This is a genomic window from Rudaea sp. (genome assembly GCF_036560865.1).
Lineage (GTDB): Bacteria > Pseudomonadota > Gammaproteobacteria > Xanthomonadales > Rhodanobacteraceae > Rudaea.
This window is the reverse complement of record NZ_DATBQK010000071.1, coordinates 1-13,802: the sequence shown is the minus strand read 5'-3', so window position 1 is coordinate 13,802 and position 13,802 is coordinate 1. Positions and strand designations below refer to the sequence as shown.

The 13,802-nt window shown below is 62.8% G+C and carries 16 protein-coding genes; 13 read left to right on the top strand and 3 right to left on the bottom strand.

The features are described from left to right. Positions 1 to 9: 9 nt before the first annotated feature. Entirely contained in the window at positions 10 to 687 is a 678-nt protein-coding gene (gene murU, locus VIE67_RS07725; protein ID WP_332024912.1) for an N-acetylmuramate alpha-1-phosphate uridylyltransferase MurU, read from the bottom strand. Then, a complete protein-coding gene (locus VIE67_RS07720; protein WP_332024910.1) occupies positions 684 to 1,703 on the bottom strand; it encodes an aminoglycoside phosphotransferase family protein in 1,020 nt (339 codons plus the stop codon). Before VIE67_RS07720 ends, murU begins: the two co-directional genes overlap by 4 nt. A 111-nt stretch (positions 1,704 to 1,814) precedes the next feature. Between VIE67_RS07720 and VIE67_RS07715 the strand changes: the two genes are divergently transcribed. From VIE67_RS07715 to VIE67_RS07675, 9 genes are read left to right on the top strand one after another with little or no spacing between them, the layout of a single operon-like run. Then, on the top strand, positions 1,815 to 2,297 hold the full coding sequence (locus VIE67_RS07715; RefSeq protein ID WP_332024908.1) for an SUF system Fe-S cluster assembly regulator: 483 nt from the start codon (positions 1,815 to 1,817) through the stop codon (positions 2,295 to 2,297). A 34-nt stretch (positions 2,298 to 2,331) separates the two neighbouring features. Further along, positions 2,332 to 3,780, top strand: a complete 1,449-nt coding sequence (gene sufB, locus VIE67_RS07710; protein ID WP_332024947.1) for a Fe-S cluster assembly protein SufB — start codon at positions 2,332 to 2,334, stop codon at positions 3,778 to 3,780. Further along, a complete protein-coding gene (locus tag VIE67_RS07705; RefSeq protein ID WP_332024906.1) occupies positions 3,777 to 4,403 on the top strand; it encodes a class I SAM-dependent methyltransferase in 627 nt (208 codons plus the stop codon). Before sufB ends, VIE67_RS07705 begins: the two co-directional genes overlap by 4 nt. A 60-nt stretch (positions 4,404 to 4,463) precedes the next feature. Next, positions 4,464 to 5,225, top strand: a complete 762-nt coding sequence (sufC, locus tag VIE67_RS07700) for a Fe-S cluster assembly ATPase SufC (RefSeq protein ID WP_332024904.1) — start codon at positions 4,464 to 4,466, stop codon at positions 5,223 to 5,225. A 1-nt stretch (position 5,226) separates the two neighbouring features. Continuing rightward, the gene (gene sufD, locus VIE67_RS07695) at positions 5,227 to 6,357 is read left to right on the top strand and encodes a Fe-S cluster assembly protein SufD (protein ID WP_332024903.1); all 1,131 of its coding nucleotides are present in this window, start codon (positions 5,227 to 5,229) and stop codon (positions 6,355 to 6,357) included. Further along, entirely contained in the window at positions 6,354 to 7,628 is a 1,275-nt protein-coding gene (locus VIE67_RS07690; RefSeq protein ID WP_332024901.1) for an aminotransferase class V-fold PLP-dependent enzyme, read from the top strand. The genes sufD and VIE67_RS07690 overlap by 4 nt, the downstream gene beginning before the upstream one ends. A 36-nt stretch (positions 7,629 to 7,664) precedes the next feature. Next, complete coding sequence (sufU, locus tag VIE67_RS07685) at positions 7,665 to 8,114, top strand: Fe-S cluster assembly sulfur transfer protein SufU (protein WP_332024899.1); 450 nt, start codon at positions 7,665 to 7,667, stop codon at positions 8,112 to 8,114. Between the two features lie 26 nt (positions 8,115 to 8,140). Next, a complete protein-coding gene (locus tag VIE67_RS07680; RefSeq protein WP_332024945.1) occupies positions 8,141 to 8,662 on the top strand; it encodes a GNAT family N-acetyltransferase in 522 nt (173 codons plus the stop codon). After that, positions 8,659 to 8,988 carry a non-heme iron oxygenase ferredoxin subunit gene (locus VIE67_RS07675; protein ID WP_332024897.1) on the top strand — a complete coding sequence of 110 codons (330 nt, stop codon included), beginning with the start codon at positions 8,659 to 8,661 and terminating at the stop codon, positions 8,986 to 8,988. The genes VIE67_RS07680 and VIE67_RS07675 overlap by 4 nt, the downstream gene beginning before the upstream one ends. Positions 8,989 to 9,288: 300 nt before the next feature. Here the strand turns inward: VIE67_RS07675 and VIE67_RS07670 are convergent, their stop codons facing one another. Next, entirely contained in the window at positions 9,289 to 9,801 is a 513-nt protein-coding gene (locus VIE67_RS07670; protein ID WP_332024895.1) for a DUF4760 domain-containing protein, read from the bottom strand. A 474-nt stretch (positions 9,802 to 10,275) separates the two neighbouring features. On the opposite strand from VIE67_RS07670, the gene VIE67_RS07665 reads away from it, so the two are divergent. The 4 genes from VIE67_RS07665 (at position 10,276) to VIE67_RS07650 (ending at position 13,614) form a co-directional block, all read left to right on the top strand. Further along, the gene (locus tag VIE67_RS07665; RefSeq protein WP_332024893.1) at positions 10,276 to 11,559 is read left to right on the top strand and encodes a putative porin; all 1,284 of its coding nucleotides are present in this window, start codon (positions 10,276 to 10,278) and stop codon (positions 11,557 to 11,559) included. A gap of 131 nt (positions 11,560 to 11,690) precedes the next feature. After that, complete coding sequence (locus VIE67_RS07660; RefSeq protein ID WP_332024891.1) at positions 11,691 to 12,230, top strand: FMN-binding protein; 540 nt, start codon at positions 11,691 to 11,693, stop codon at positions 12,228 to 12,230. Then, positions 12,227 to 13,099, top strand: a complete 873-nt coding sequence (locus tag VIE67_RS07655; RefSeq protein WP_332024889.1) for an FAD:protein FMN transferase — start codon at positions 12,227 to 12,229, stop codon at positions 13,097 to 13,099. The genes VIE67_RS07660 and VIE67_RS07655 overlap by 4 nt, the downstream gene beginning before the upstream one ends. Continuing rightward, on the top strand, positions 13,096 to 13,614 hold the full coding sequence (locus tag VIE67_RS07650) for a hypothetical protein (protein ID WP_332024887.1): 519 nt from the start codon (positions 13,096 to 13,098) through the stop codon (positions 13,612 to 13,614). Before VIE67_RS07655 ends, VIE67_RS07650 begins: the two co-directional genes overlap by 4 nt. The last annotated feature ends 188 nt before the right edge of the window (positions 13,615 to 13,802 follow it).

Genomic DNA, 13,802 nt, shown 5'->3' with positions numbered 1-13,802 from the left:
GAGTCGCCGCTAGGGCAGGATCGTCGCGAGTTCGGTCAGACGTTCCGGCGTGCCGACATCGAGCCAGATGCCGTGATGGTGCTGGCCGCCGATGCGGCCCGCACGCATGGCCGCGCGCAAGGTCGGCACGATGCTGAATTTCCCCGGCGTCAATCGCGCCAGCAATTCGGGCCGGTACACGCCGATGCCGGCGAAGGTAAGGCGCGGCGTGCTTTCGTCGTACAGGCGACTGCCGCGCAGCACGAAATCGCCCTGCGGATGCTGCGACGGATTGTCGACCACGACCAGATGCGCAAGGTCTGGATTCTGTGGCAATGTGGAAAAATCCAGATCGCAAAAAATATCCCCGTTGACGACGATAAACGGATCGGTGCCGAGCAGCGGCAGCGCGTGCAGTATTCCGCCGCCCGTTTCGAGCGCCATCGGCCCTTCGTGGGAATAGCGGATGTGCACGCCCCAACTCGCGCCGTCGCCAAGCGCTGCGGGGACCTGCTCGGCCAGATGCGAGGTGTTGATGACGACTTCGCGTATGCCTGCCGCGGCGAGTCTTTCCAGATGATATTCGATCAGGCGTTTGCCGCCGACAAACAGCAGCGGCTTGGGTGTGCTGTCGGTGAGTGGTCGCATGCGCTCGCCGCGCCCGGCGGCGAGGATCAATGCGTGGCTGATTTTGGTGTCCTGGCTCATGCCACGGCGACCCCGGTTTCCGCGCGCGCGCGGGTGATGTCGCGCGTGCCGACCGCGCGTTCGATCAAAGCCGCGAACGCGCTTAGCTCGGGATAGAGTCTGGCGATCGTGAGCACGTAGTCGAGCACCAGAGGCAGATCGTTCAAGTAGACGGCCTTGCCGTCGCGATAATTCAGCCGGCAAAAAAGTCCGAGTACCTTGATGTGTCGCTGCAGACCGATCAGGTCGAACCAGCGGCGGAAATGCGCGCCGTCGACATCGACTGCACCGGCGGCGACGAGGCGTTGGCGATAACACTCGACCCAGGCATCGACCTGCTCGATCGGCCAGGCGATGTAGCAATCGCGTAGCAGCGAGGCGAGATCGTAGGCGATCGGGCCGAGCACGGCGCCCTGAAAATCGATAATCCCCGGATTATTGCGCTCGGCGATGATCAGATTGCGGCTGTGGAAATCGCGGTGCATGAACACCTGAGGTTGTACGCGCGCGTTGTCGATCAAGGCGCGGAACGCGGATTCGATTACATCCCATTCGTCGCAACTTGGTGTGTAGTCGAGGTGGCGTTCGAGGAACCATGTCGGCATCAGCTCCAGTTCCAGTATCAGGAATGCTTCGTCGAATGCGGGCAGGTCGCGCGGTGAAACGCGCGTCTGCATCGTCAGCAACGCATCGAGTGCATCGCCATACAGCGCATCGACCGTGCGCGCGTTCAACTCGGGCAGGTAAGTGCGTGCGCCCAGGTCTTCCATCAGGATAAAACCCTGCGCGGCATCGACCGCGAATACTTCCGGAACATGCAGGCCGGCCTGGCGCAGGCGCCGGCCGATATCCAGCCAGGGCGCGATATTTTCCTTGTCCGGCGGCGCATCCATCTCGATAAACGTGCGCGCGTCATCGCGCACGCGCCAATAGCTGCGAAAGCTCGCGTCCGCCGACGCGACCTCGATCTGCAATTGACGTGCAGGCAGGTGCTGTTGCGCGAATTCGAGGCGCGCGCCCGCGCGTTGGTCGTGCATCCCACCAGGTCCCGGCCGAAGCATGTCCTTAGTGTAGTTCAGCGCCGATTCGTTTGACGTGACAACTTTGAAATAGTACCATTTCAGTACGCTTTCCCTTGGTGCACCCACATGCTTCGCGTTAGCAAACTTGCCGATTACGCCACCGTCGTGATGACCGTGCTCGCCGAGGTGACCGGGTCTGATCGGCCGGATCGCCCGGGATCGGAGCGGTCGGCAGGCGTGCTCAGCGCGCAGGATCTGGCCGCGCGCGCGCATCTGGAATTGCCAACGGTGAGCAAGTTGTTGAAGCAACTGGCGCAGGCCGAACTGGTCGTGTCGTTCCGCGGCGTCAACGGCGGCTATCGCCTTGCGCGCGCGCCGGAACAGATCAGCCTCGCGGACGTGCTGGTCGCGATGGAGGGTCCGTTCGGCATGACCGAGTGCAGTGCGCACGTCGGCGCCTGCGGGCACGAACCGCATTGCGGTGTGCGCAGCAACTGGCGTCGCGTGAACGAGGTGATCGAGGCGACGCTGCGCAATGTCACGCTCGCCGATATGCGCCGGCCGCCGCCGAAGCGCGCGACGATACCGTTGCGTCTGGCGACGAATTGAAATGGCAACCGAAATGATCCAGACCGAAATCGAAATGCAATCCGATACGATGCCGCCCGATGTGCTCGCGGAGGCGATGAATCGGCGTTATTCCGCCGGCTTCGTCACCGATATCGAAAGCGACAGCCTGCCGCCGGGTCTGAGCGAAGACGTCGTGCGCGCGATCTCGGCGCGCAAGGACGAGCCTGCGTGGATGACCGAGTGGCGGCTCAAGGCCTATCGTCACTGGCTGACGATGACGTCGCCGCATTGGGCGAAGCTGCAAATCGAGCCTATCGATTTCCAGGCGATCAGTTATTTTTCGCAGCCGAAGAACCGGCCGAAGTCGCTCGATGAAGTCGATCCGAAACTGCTCGAAACCTACGACAAGCTCGGCGTGCCGCTGCACGAGCGCGCGCGTCTTGCCGGCGTCGCCGTCGACGCGGTGTTCGATTCGGTCTCGGTCGGCACGACGTTCCGCAAGGAACTGGCCGAGGCCGGCGTGATCTTCTGCTCGATGTCCGAGGCGGTGCGCGAGCATCCGGAAATCGTGCAGAAATATCTGGGTAGCGTTGTGCCACAAGGCGACAACTATTTCGCCGCGCTCAACTCGGCGGTGTTCTCCGACGGCAGCTTCGTGTTCGTACCCAAGGGTGTGCGTTGTCCGATGGAATTGTCGACCTACTTCCGCATCAATGCGCGCGACACCGGTCAGTTCGAGCGCACGCTCTTGATCGCCGAGGAAGGCGCGAGCGTGTCGTATCTGGAAGGCTGCACCGCGCCGATGCGCGATGAGAATCAATTGCACGCAGCCGTGGTCGAACTCGTCGCGCTCGACGATGCGAACATCAAGTACTCGACCGTGCAGAACTGGTATCCGGGCGACGAGAACGGCGTCGGCGGCATCTACAACTTCGTCACCAAGCGCGGCGACTGCCGCGGCGCGCGCAGCAAGATTTCCTGGACCCAGGTCGAAACCGGTTCGGCGATCACCTGGAAATATCCGAGCTGCGTGCTGCGCGGCGACGACTCGGTTGGCGAGTTCAACTCGGTCGCGCTGACCCATCATCGCCAGCAGGCCGACACCGGCACCAAGATGATCCATATCGGCCGCAACACCAAGTCGAAGATCATTTCCAAGGGCATCAGTGCGGGGCGTGGACAGAACACGTATCGCGGCTTGGTCAAGGTCGAGAAGGGTGCCGATGGCGCGCGCAACTACACGCAGTGCGATTCGCTGCTGATCGGCAAGCGGTGCGGCGCGCACACATTTCCGTATATCGAAGTGAAGAATCCCGGCGCGATCGTCGAGCACGAAGCGACCACCTCGAAGATTTCCGACGACCAGTTGTTCTACTGCCGCAGCCGCGGCCTCGGCGAAGAAGACGCCGTGTCGATGATCGTCGACGGCTTCTGCAAGCAGGTGTTTCGCGAACTGCCGATGGAGTTCGCGGTCGAGGCGAAGAAGTTGCTCGAAGTTTCGCTCGAAGGCGCAGTCGGATGAACACGGCGCGACAGCTTCATTGGGATGTGGTTTATCGCGAAAAGACCGAGGCGCAGACGAGCTGGTATCGCGCGCACCTCGACGAATCGCTGCGCCTGATCAATACACTGGCGCTGCCGCCGGACGCACCGTTGCTCGATGTCGGTGGCGGGCGCGCGACCCTGGTCGATGATCTGCTCGCGCGCGGCTTTCGCGATGTGTCGGTGCTGGATCTGTCGGAGGTCGCGTTGGCCGAAGCGCGGCGCCGACTCGGCACTGATGCCGACAAGGTGCGCTGGATCGCGGGTGATGTCACCGAAGTTGAACTGCCAGTCGCGCACTTTGCGCTTTGGCATGACCGAGCGGTATTTCATTTTCTTATTGATGCCGCCGAGCGTGCGCGTTATGTCGCTGCCCTTGCGCGGGCGGCGCGCACCGATGGCCACGCATTGATCGCGACGTTCGCGACTGATGGCCCCGAACGCTGCAGCGGTCTGCCGGTTTGCCGCTACGACGAGGCGGGACTCGCGGCTGAGTTCGCACCTGAGTTCGAGTTGATTGGCGCAAGTCGGCATGTGCATCTGACGCCCGATCGCCGCGAGCAACCGTTCACTTATGTTGTCCTGCGCCGTCGCGCGCACTGAATGGAATGATGGGTTACGCGCCTCGCGGCGCCAACCCAACCTAAGAGAGCAACCAAAAAAATGCTGAAAATCGAAAATCTGCACGTCCGCGTCGCGGGCAAGGAAATCCTCAAGGGCCTTTCGCTCGAAGCGAACGCGGGCGAAGTGCACGCGATCATGGGGCCGAACGGCGCGGGCAAGTCCACGCTCGGCCATGTGCTGGCCGGGCGCGAGGGTTATGAAGTCACGCAAGGTACGGTCGAATACAACGGCAGGAATCTGCTCGAACTCGAACCCGAGGAGCGCGCGGCCGAAGGCGTGTTTCTTGCGTTCCAGTATCCGGTCGAGATCCCGGGCGTCAACAACACCTATTTCCTGCGCGCGGCGCTGAATGCACAGCGCAAGTATCGTGGCGAAGGCGAACTCGACTCGATGCAGTTCCTCAAACGCGTGCGCGAGAAACTCGCTGTGCTGCATCTGAAAGACGAACTGCTGCATCGCGCGGTCAACGAAGGTTTCTCGGGCGGCGAGAAGAAGCGCAACGAGATTTTCCAGATGGCGGTGCTCGAGCCGAAACTCGCGATCCTCGACGAAACCGATTCGGGCCTCGATATCGATGCGATGAAGCTGGTGGCCGATGGCGTCAATGCGATGCGCGATCCCGCGCGCGCGTTCCTCGTCATCACCCACTACCAGCGCCTGCTCGACTACATCGTGCCCGACGTGGTGCATGTGCTCGCCGATGGCCGCATCGTCGAATCGGGCGATGCGACGCTCGCGCACAAGCTCGAAGAACATGGCTACGCCTGGATCGCCGAGCGCAAACTTGCCGGAGCGGCGTGAGATGAACTCGGCTTTGCTCGACGAGTTCGGCAGGGGCGATGCACGTGAGCGCGAGGAATCCTGGCGCTACAGCAAGGCTGCATTGCGCGCCTTGTCGCAGCAGGACTTCGTCGCCGCGAATGCGCAGGCCGTGTTGCCGGCGTCCTTGCGCGAACGCTATACATGGCCGCATACACAGGGACGGCGGCTGGTGTTCGTCAATGGCGCGTTTTCGCCGGAGCATTCCGACATCAGTCAGGTCGCTGCGAATGTCGCGCTTCGGCATGAAGCGGACAACAAACTCGTGCTGTCCATTTCCGCAGATGCGGAGAACTCGCTGCTGCATCTGGTTTACACAAACGTGGCGACGGACTCACCCAGCCGCTGGCAATCAGTCAGCGATATTCATGTACACAACGGTCGCGCCGTGCTGATCGAGCAGCATCTCGGCGACGTCGGTGCCGACGTGCTCGGCGCACTGACTTCGCAAATCCGGGTCGATGCGCAGGCCGATCTGCAGATGACGACGCTCAGCGATCTGCCAGAATCCGTTTCGCTGGTGCGGCGTGCGCAGGTTTCGGTGGATCATGCTGCGACATATCGCACGACGCACGCGATTCTGGGCAGCCGTCTGCAGCGCTTCGACCTCGGCGTGGAGTTGATCGGCACGCAGGCGCGCTTCGATTCGCGCGGCGTGTTCTCGCTGCGCGGACGTGCGCACGCGGATACGCATCTGGATATTCGTCACGTCGCGCGCGACACCGCCTGCGATATCGTCTGGCGCGGAGTAGCGGATCAGCGCGCGCGCGGTGTGTTTCATGGTGCGATCACGGTCGCGGCTGGCGCGGACGGCGTCGATGCGAAGTTGTCGAACAAGAACCTGCTGCTCTCGGCGCAGGCGGAAATCGATACGCAGCCGGTGCTGGAAATTTACGCCGACGAAGTCAAGGCCGCGCATGGCGCCACGGTCGGCCAGCTCGACGAGCGCGCTCTGTTTTATCTGCGTTCGCGCGGGATTCCGCTGGCCGATGCGAAGCGGCTCTTGCTGACCGCGTTCTGCGACGCCGTGTTCGATCAATTGCCGCTGGCGGCGCTGCGCGAGCATATTTCCGCCTTGCTCGCACCGCGCATGCCGGAAGGAGCCAGCGCATGAGTGCGCGCCCGCAGGATCGCGAACACACACAGCCCGGGTTGTCCAATCGAGCACCGCTCGATCCGTTGCGCGCGCGTGCGGACTTTCCGCTGCTGTCGCGCCAAGTCCACGGCAAGCCGCTGATCTATTTCGACAACGCCAATACCGCACAAAAACCCGCGGTCGTGATCGAAGCGGTCGACCGCTACTACCGCGAATTCAATGCGAACGTCTCGCGCGCGGTGCATGCGCTCGGTGAGGAAGCGACGGCCGCGTATGAGGCGACACGCGACAAACTCGCGCTTTTCATCAACGCGAAATCGCGTGATGAGGTCGTGCTGGTCAGCGGCACGACGCAGGCGATCAATCTGGTCGCCCACAGTTATGCGTTGCCGCGTCTGCAAGCGGGCGACGAGATTCTGGTCACCACGATGGAGCACCACGCGAATATCGTGCCGTGGCAGTTGGTTGCCGAACGCCGCGGCGCGAAAGTCGTCGCCGCGCCGATCACGCGCAGCGGTGAATTGATCGTCGAGGAATTCATCGCGCGTTTGACGCCGCGCGTAAAGTTCGCCGGCGTCACCCACGTGTCCAATGTGCTCGGCACGATCAATCCGGTACGTGAACTGGCGAAAGCCTGTCGTGCGCGCGGAATTCCGTTGCTCGTCGACGGCTCGCAGGCCGCGCCGCATCTGCCGATCGACGTGCAGGCGCTCGGCTGCGATTTCTACGCGCTGACCGGACACAAGCTGTTCGGGCCGACCGGCACCGGTGCGCTGTGGGCGCGCAGGGAATTGCTCGAAGCGATGCCGCCGTTTTTCGGCGGCGGCGAAATGATCAAGATGGTGAGTTTCGACAAGACCACGTTCGCCGATCCGCCGCACAAGTTCGAAGCCGGCACGCCGAATATCGCCGGCTTCGTCGGTCTCGGCGCGGCGATCGATTATGTCAACGATCTAGGACTGGATCGCATCGGCGCTGCCGAGCGCGATCTGCTCGCCTACGCGACGGACGCATTGAAATCCGTGCCCGGCCTGCGCCTGTTCGGCGAGGTGCCGCACAAGGCCGCGGTCCTGTCGTTCCTGATCGACGGCGTGCACGCGCACGACTTGGCGACCCTGCTCGATCACGAAGGCGTTGCCGTGCGCTCCGGCCATCATTGCGCGCATCCGCTGATGCAGTTTTACGGCGTGCCCGCGACCGCACGCGCCTCGCTGGCGTTCTACAACACGCGCGCCGAGGTGGATGCGTTCGTGGCCGCCATCGAAAAAGTGCGCAAGTTGCTCGCCTGAGCGTGCGCCTGTGCGGCGGAATAGTAGAATCGGCTCATGACCAGCGCCGCGCTGTACCAGGAAATCGTGCTTGACCACAGTCGAGCGCCGCGCAATTTCGGCGCGCTTGAGGCGCATACGCATGCCGCCGATGGCAGCAATCCGCTTTGCGGCGATGCCCTACATGTCGAATTGCGCGTGATCGACGCATGCATCGTCGATATCCGTTTTCGTGGCGAAGGTTGTGCGATCGCGCGCGCGACCGCATCGATGCTCAGCGAACGCGCAGTCCGGCTTGATGCTGCGGAAATCGCGAATATGGAACACAGTTTCGCGCGCGTGGTCGCGGGCGAGATCGAGCGCGACGACGGGCTCGGCGATTTGAATGCGCTGGGCGCGCTCGCGCGCTATCCTGCGCGCAGAAAATGCGCACTTTTAGCGTTTGCCACCTTGCGCGCGGCGCTCGCCGGCCGCGGCAAAACCACTACCGAAGGAACCCGCGTGTGACTTCCCGCGTCGACCCGCCGACCGAAATGGTGACCAGCTTTCGCGATGCCAAGCTCGTGGATATTCCCGCGATTGTCGCGCTGGTGGAATCGGCGTATAGGGGCGATGCGAGCCGCAAGGGCTGGACCACGGAAGCCGATTTGCTGGATGGGCAGCGCGTCGATCCCGCGGGCGTCGCCGACCCGATCGGCAAGGTGGGGAGCCGCGTCCTGCTTGCCGAAAGCGGACGGCGATTGCTCGCTTGTTGCCATATCGAAAAGCAGGGCGACGCGTGTTACTTCGGCATGTTTGCGGTCGATCCGGTATTGCAGGGCGTCGGTGTCGGCAAGTGCATGATGGTCGAGGCCGAGCGTGTTGCGCGTGTGGAATTCCATTGTCGCGAAATGCGGATGAGCGTGATCTCGATTCGCGACGATTTGATTCCCTGGTACGAGCGGCGCGGCTATCGGCGCACGGGTGTCTACAAACCGTTTCCATACGGGGATGAGCGGTTTGGTATACCCAAAAGGGACGACCTGCGTTTTGAATTGCTGGCAAAGCCCCTGTGAGCGAGGCGCCCGCGTCGCGCTGGGTCCGCGTCTGCGCGCAATCGGAACTGCTGCCCGGGGAATTCAAGGTCGCCTGGGATGGCGATACCGCGATCGCGGTGTTCAATATCGATGGTGAACTCTACGCGGTCGAGGACGTGTGCACGCACGACGGCGGTGAACTGGCCGGCGGGGAAATCCACGGCCATGAAGTCGAATGTCCGCGCCACGGCGCGCGCTTCGATTTGCGCAATGGCGCGGCGATGTGTCCGCCGGCCTGCGAACCGATCGCCACGTTTCCGGTAAAAGTGGAAAATGCGCAGGTGTATACGCGCGACGACCGCTAGCGCGTTTTCGGTTGAAACGGTGACAGCTGTGGCTTCTCCTTTAAGCCCTCTCCCCTTGCGGGAGAGGGGTTGGGGAGAGGGGTAGCGCCCGCGCAAGCGGGCGCCTTTGGCGCCATCCCCTCTCCCGGCACGCTGCGCGTGCCGACCCCGGATCAAGTCCGGGGCAGGCTCTCCCCCGCACTGGGGGAGGAGAAAAGCAGGTCGTGCCATATGCAAGCGCTTGAGTCAAAAACGCCCGGAGAGCCCGCGCGAACTCTAGCGCATCTTGTGCTGCGACCTGCGCCCACGCCCGGCGCGCTTTCAGCGCCGCTCCGGTTGCCAGTCGCGGTGCGCGATGTAGGCCGGCGTCGGCTCTTGCTCGCGCTCCATATCGCCGAATCTTTCTGCCAGCCATTGCACCCATTCGGCGATGGTTTCGCGCCCCGCCTCGCGTCGCAACGCTTGGACGTAGGGTCCACACTTGCGCCAGGTCAGCACGATCGGGCCGCTGAAGAAATCGTCGACCATGTCGATGGGGATTTCGCGCCGATAGACCAGCACGCCCATGCTTTCGAGCGTGGTCAGGACCACATACAAGTCGCCCATACGCGCGCCGACTTGCGCCTCCAGAGTCGGCTTGTCCAGTCCTTCGGGCAGGTTGAACAGCATTTCCACGCCTCGTGAAAATTCAGCCGTCTGGAACGAGCGCAGCATTTGCAGAGCGGCATCGCGATTGCGGTTCTGCTCCGATTGGCGAAGTTGCAAAAGCGCAAGTCCGCCGCCGAACGCGATCACGACCGTCTGCGCAAGTTGCAGGGTGTCGCTCATATTCATGGCTTGTCCTCCACCGTGGCGCCTCGGGTATTCCGACAGCCGCGCCGATGACTAGCATATTGGAACGCTTCGCGCGTAGCACGCGGACCCAGAAGTTGAGTCTGGATGTGCGCCGATCAGTCGAGCGTCATCGCGTTAACGCAAATCAGCCCATGCCGGCACAAATATGCAGAGGTCGTTCTTGATGGCCCGGTTGCCTTTTATCGGCAGAAAAACTTGGTCATGAAAGGGTGGTTGCACGAAGCGCGCGCACCTTTCCTGTAGTTGTTGCTATACATAATAAGAATCATTATCATTTATATCTGTAGTCGTATCCATTCCTGAACTTCAACTCCAAAGCGGTTGAAGAACGTTGGGATGCCGCCAATCGCAAGGAGTCGTCGCCCAGTGTTCGTTCGCTCAACCAAACTGAAACCTCTTTGCACCGCACTGTTATTAGCGCTCGCGCCGGCCGCGCATGCGGACGATGCGGCCTTGAAAGCAGAAGTCGACGCTTTGCGCAGCGAAGTTGCCGAACTCAAAGGCGTCGTACGGCAGATACAGGCCGAGCGGGTGCAGGCACCCACGTCGACTGCGATTGCGGCCTCGACATCATCTGCGCCAGCCGCGATGTCCTCGCCCGCGGCAACGAGCACGCCGGCGACATCGAGCACTGCGCCAGCTACCGCAAGCCCGGGATTTGCGCTTGGCCAGAACACCACGCTGTGGGGTTACGGCCAGCTCGACTACAACCACCCGACGGCGCGCGCGGCCGATGCGCAGGCGGATCTGACTCGCGCCGTGATCGGCTTCAATCACGTATTCGACGAGTCGACGCGCGTGTACGGCGAACTTGAATGGGAACATGCGGTCGCGTCCAGCACCGACCGGGGCGAATCCGAAGTTGAACAGCTATATGTCGAGCACGCGCTGGGCGCCAACTATGGAGTGCGCGTTGGCCTGATGTTGGTGCCGCTCGGCCTGCTCAACGAGCATCATGAGCCGGGCAATTTCTATGGCGTCGAGCGCAACTTCGTCGAGCAGGCGATTATTCCGACGACATGGCGTGAAGGCGGCGTGGCCGCGTATGGCAGCACCGACTCGGGCCTGAACTGGAACGTCGGCATCGGCACCGGACCGAATCTTGGCGCCTGGGACCCTGCCTCCGAGGAGGGCCGTGCCTCGCCGCTTGGCAGCATCCATCAGGAATTGCAGTTGGCCAAGGCGCGCGATCCTTCCGTGTATGCCGCGGCGAACTGGCAAGGCGTGCCGGGGCTCACCGTCGGTGGCGGCATGTTCACCGGCAAAATCGGGCAGGGCGATACGACGTTGCCGCTGGGCAACTCGCGCCTGTTGCTTGGCGAAGCACACGTGCGCTGGCAGCCGGGCCCGTTCGATTTTTCCGCTTTGTATACTCGTGGCACGATCAGCAATACGCGGGCGTTGAATCTGCAGTTTGTCGGCGAGCCGACGCCGGTGCCGAAAACATTCTGGGGCGGTTACGTGCAGGGCGCGTGGCGTGCGTTGGAGTGGGGCAATGAATCCAGTCTGGCGCCGTTCGCGCGCTACGAAATGTTCAATACCGGTGCAGCGTATGCCGCGCAGCCGAATGGATTGGGCACGCCGGCGCTGCCGACCGAGCGCGTATGGACGGTTGGCGCGAATTACTATCTGAATCCGAATATCGTGTTCAAGATCGACTATCAGAATTTCAAATACGCCGATCTGGATCTGGGTTACGGCAATCGCTTCGACCTGGGTCTTGGGTATCAGTTCTGATTCCGGATGACTACCATCTTGAACGGGGTGAGGGTTCGGTTTTTCACTGACGCTGGCGTGAAGCCGGACCCTCATCCGTCGCTTTGCGCCACCTTCTCCCGGTGGGAGAAGGGAAGCAAACAGAGGTTTTTATGCAAGTGCGTTGGCTGATTCCCATGGGTGCCGCCGCCGCGTCGGTGGCACAGATCGCCTATGCGACGCAGTACATGAGCGTACAGCAGGCGCAAACCGCTGCCTTCGCCACCGCGACCGAATTTCGCGCCGTGTCGGCGCCGGATGCCGCCACGGCGAGCGCACTCGGCGCGGCGGCGGGCTGGTTGCCGCGGATTTTTCAGGCGCGCGCCGGCGACAAATCGCTGGGTTGGCTGATCGTCGATCAGGTGATCGGCAAAAGCGAGTTGATCACCTACGCGCTGGCGCTCGACGGCGACGGTACGGTCATCTCGGTGGAAGTGCTCGACTATCGCGAATCGCACGGCAGCGAGATCCGCCTGCCGGCGTGGCGCAAACAGTTTGCCGGCAAGACCGCAGCCGATGCGTCGGCGTTGAGCAACGGCATCAAGAACATCTCCGGCGCGACGCTGTCCTGCCGCCATCTCACCGAAGGCGTACAACGTTTGCTGAAATTGTACAAAGTCGCATTGCAGCCGTCGGCAGCGGAGGCAGGATGAACGTCAGCGTACAGCGTGCTCGCCCACGGCTTGGAACACTGGTAGCGATGCGTGTGGAAGGACTGGACGAGGCGCGCGCCGTCGCTGCGATCGATGCGGCGTTTGTCGAAGTTCAAACCGTGCACCGCTGCATGAGTTTCCACGAATCGGCAAGCGATCTTTCACGGCTGCACGCTGCCGCAGTCGGCACGGCGGTCGAGGTCGATACGCGCACGGTCGAGGTATTGCATTGCGCGCTTGAAATCGCCGAGCTTTCCGCAGGCTGCTTCGACCCGACGATTGCCGCGCAGGCCGTCGCATGGGGAATGCTGCCGCGCCCGGATTCGCCATACGCGCCTGATCCGCGCGCGAACTGGCGCGATATTGAGTTGATCGATGGCAGTCGGGTGCGTTTGCGCCGCCCACTCTGGCTGGACCTGGGCGGCATCGCGAAAGGCCATGCGGTCGATCGCGCAATCGATGTATTGATCGAGGCCGGTGCGACGCAGGCGATGGTCAACGCTGGCGGCGATCTGCGTGTCGCCGGCCCGCGCGAGGAGATCGTGCATCTGCGTGGCGCCTGCGCCGCGGGCGCTGCGGGTGTCGTGGCGATCGCGAACGCTGCGTTGGCGAGCAGTTCGGGTCTGACAACAAGGAAACGCCACCATGGACGCTGGGTCGGCGCACATCTGCAGGGCCGCACCAGGGCCCCGGTCGGCACATTCTCATCCGCGAGCGTGATCGCGCAGCGCTGCATGATCGCCGATGCCTTGACCAAGGTCGTGCTCGCCGAGCCTGCGCTTGCGCAACGCGTACTCGCCGCCTACGGCGCGCAAGTCGCCACGCATAGCGCCCGTCACGGTTGGCGCGGAATGGGGATCGCGGCATGAAGAAGCGGCATGCACACATGCATGCGCATGTGGGGCCGCCGTACAGCGGGCGCCTGTCGCGCTCGCATCGCCGCATGGTCTGCGGCATTCTGACGGCGGCCTGGCTCAGCGGTATACTTTGGCTTGTTTTCCACTATTTCCTGATGCGCCGGGGCGAGTTCGGCGCGGAACCGCATCCGCTCGAAGCCTGGTGGCTGCGCCTGCACGGCGCGGCCGCATTTGCCTCGCTGTGGCTCGGCGGACTCGTCTGGGCGGTGCACGTACGCTCGGGCTTGGCACGACCGAAGCGGCGCATCAGCGGCATGCTGCTGATCGCGCTGTTCGTGGTTCTTGCCGCGAGCGGATACCTGTTGTACTACGCCGGTGACGATGCGCTGCGCGACGCAGTACGCCTGGTGCATTGGCTCATTGGCGTCGCCCTGATCGTGCCATTTCTGATTCATTCGCTGCGTGCGCGGTCCGCGCGGCATGCGCGACTCGAGCAGACGTCGGCCGAGGATGATTCGCTCGCCTAGAAGAAAAAAGGCGAAGCGGTATGCCCGCTTCGCCCCGAACTCTCAACTCACTTCACTGTGACAACGATCGTCTTGAACTCGGATACGCCGAGCGTGAAGGTCACCGTCGTCGACTTGCCACCACCGGTTACCGCCAGCGTGTAGTACGAACTGCGCTGGTTGGCGGTATCCGTCGCCGGCAGTCCCTG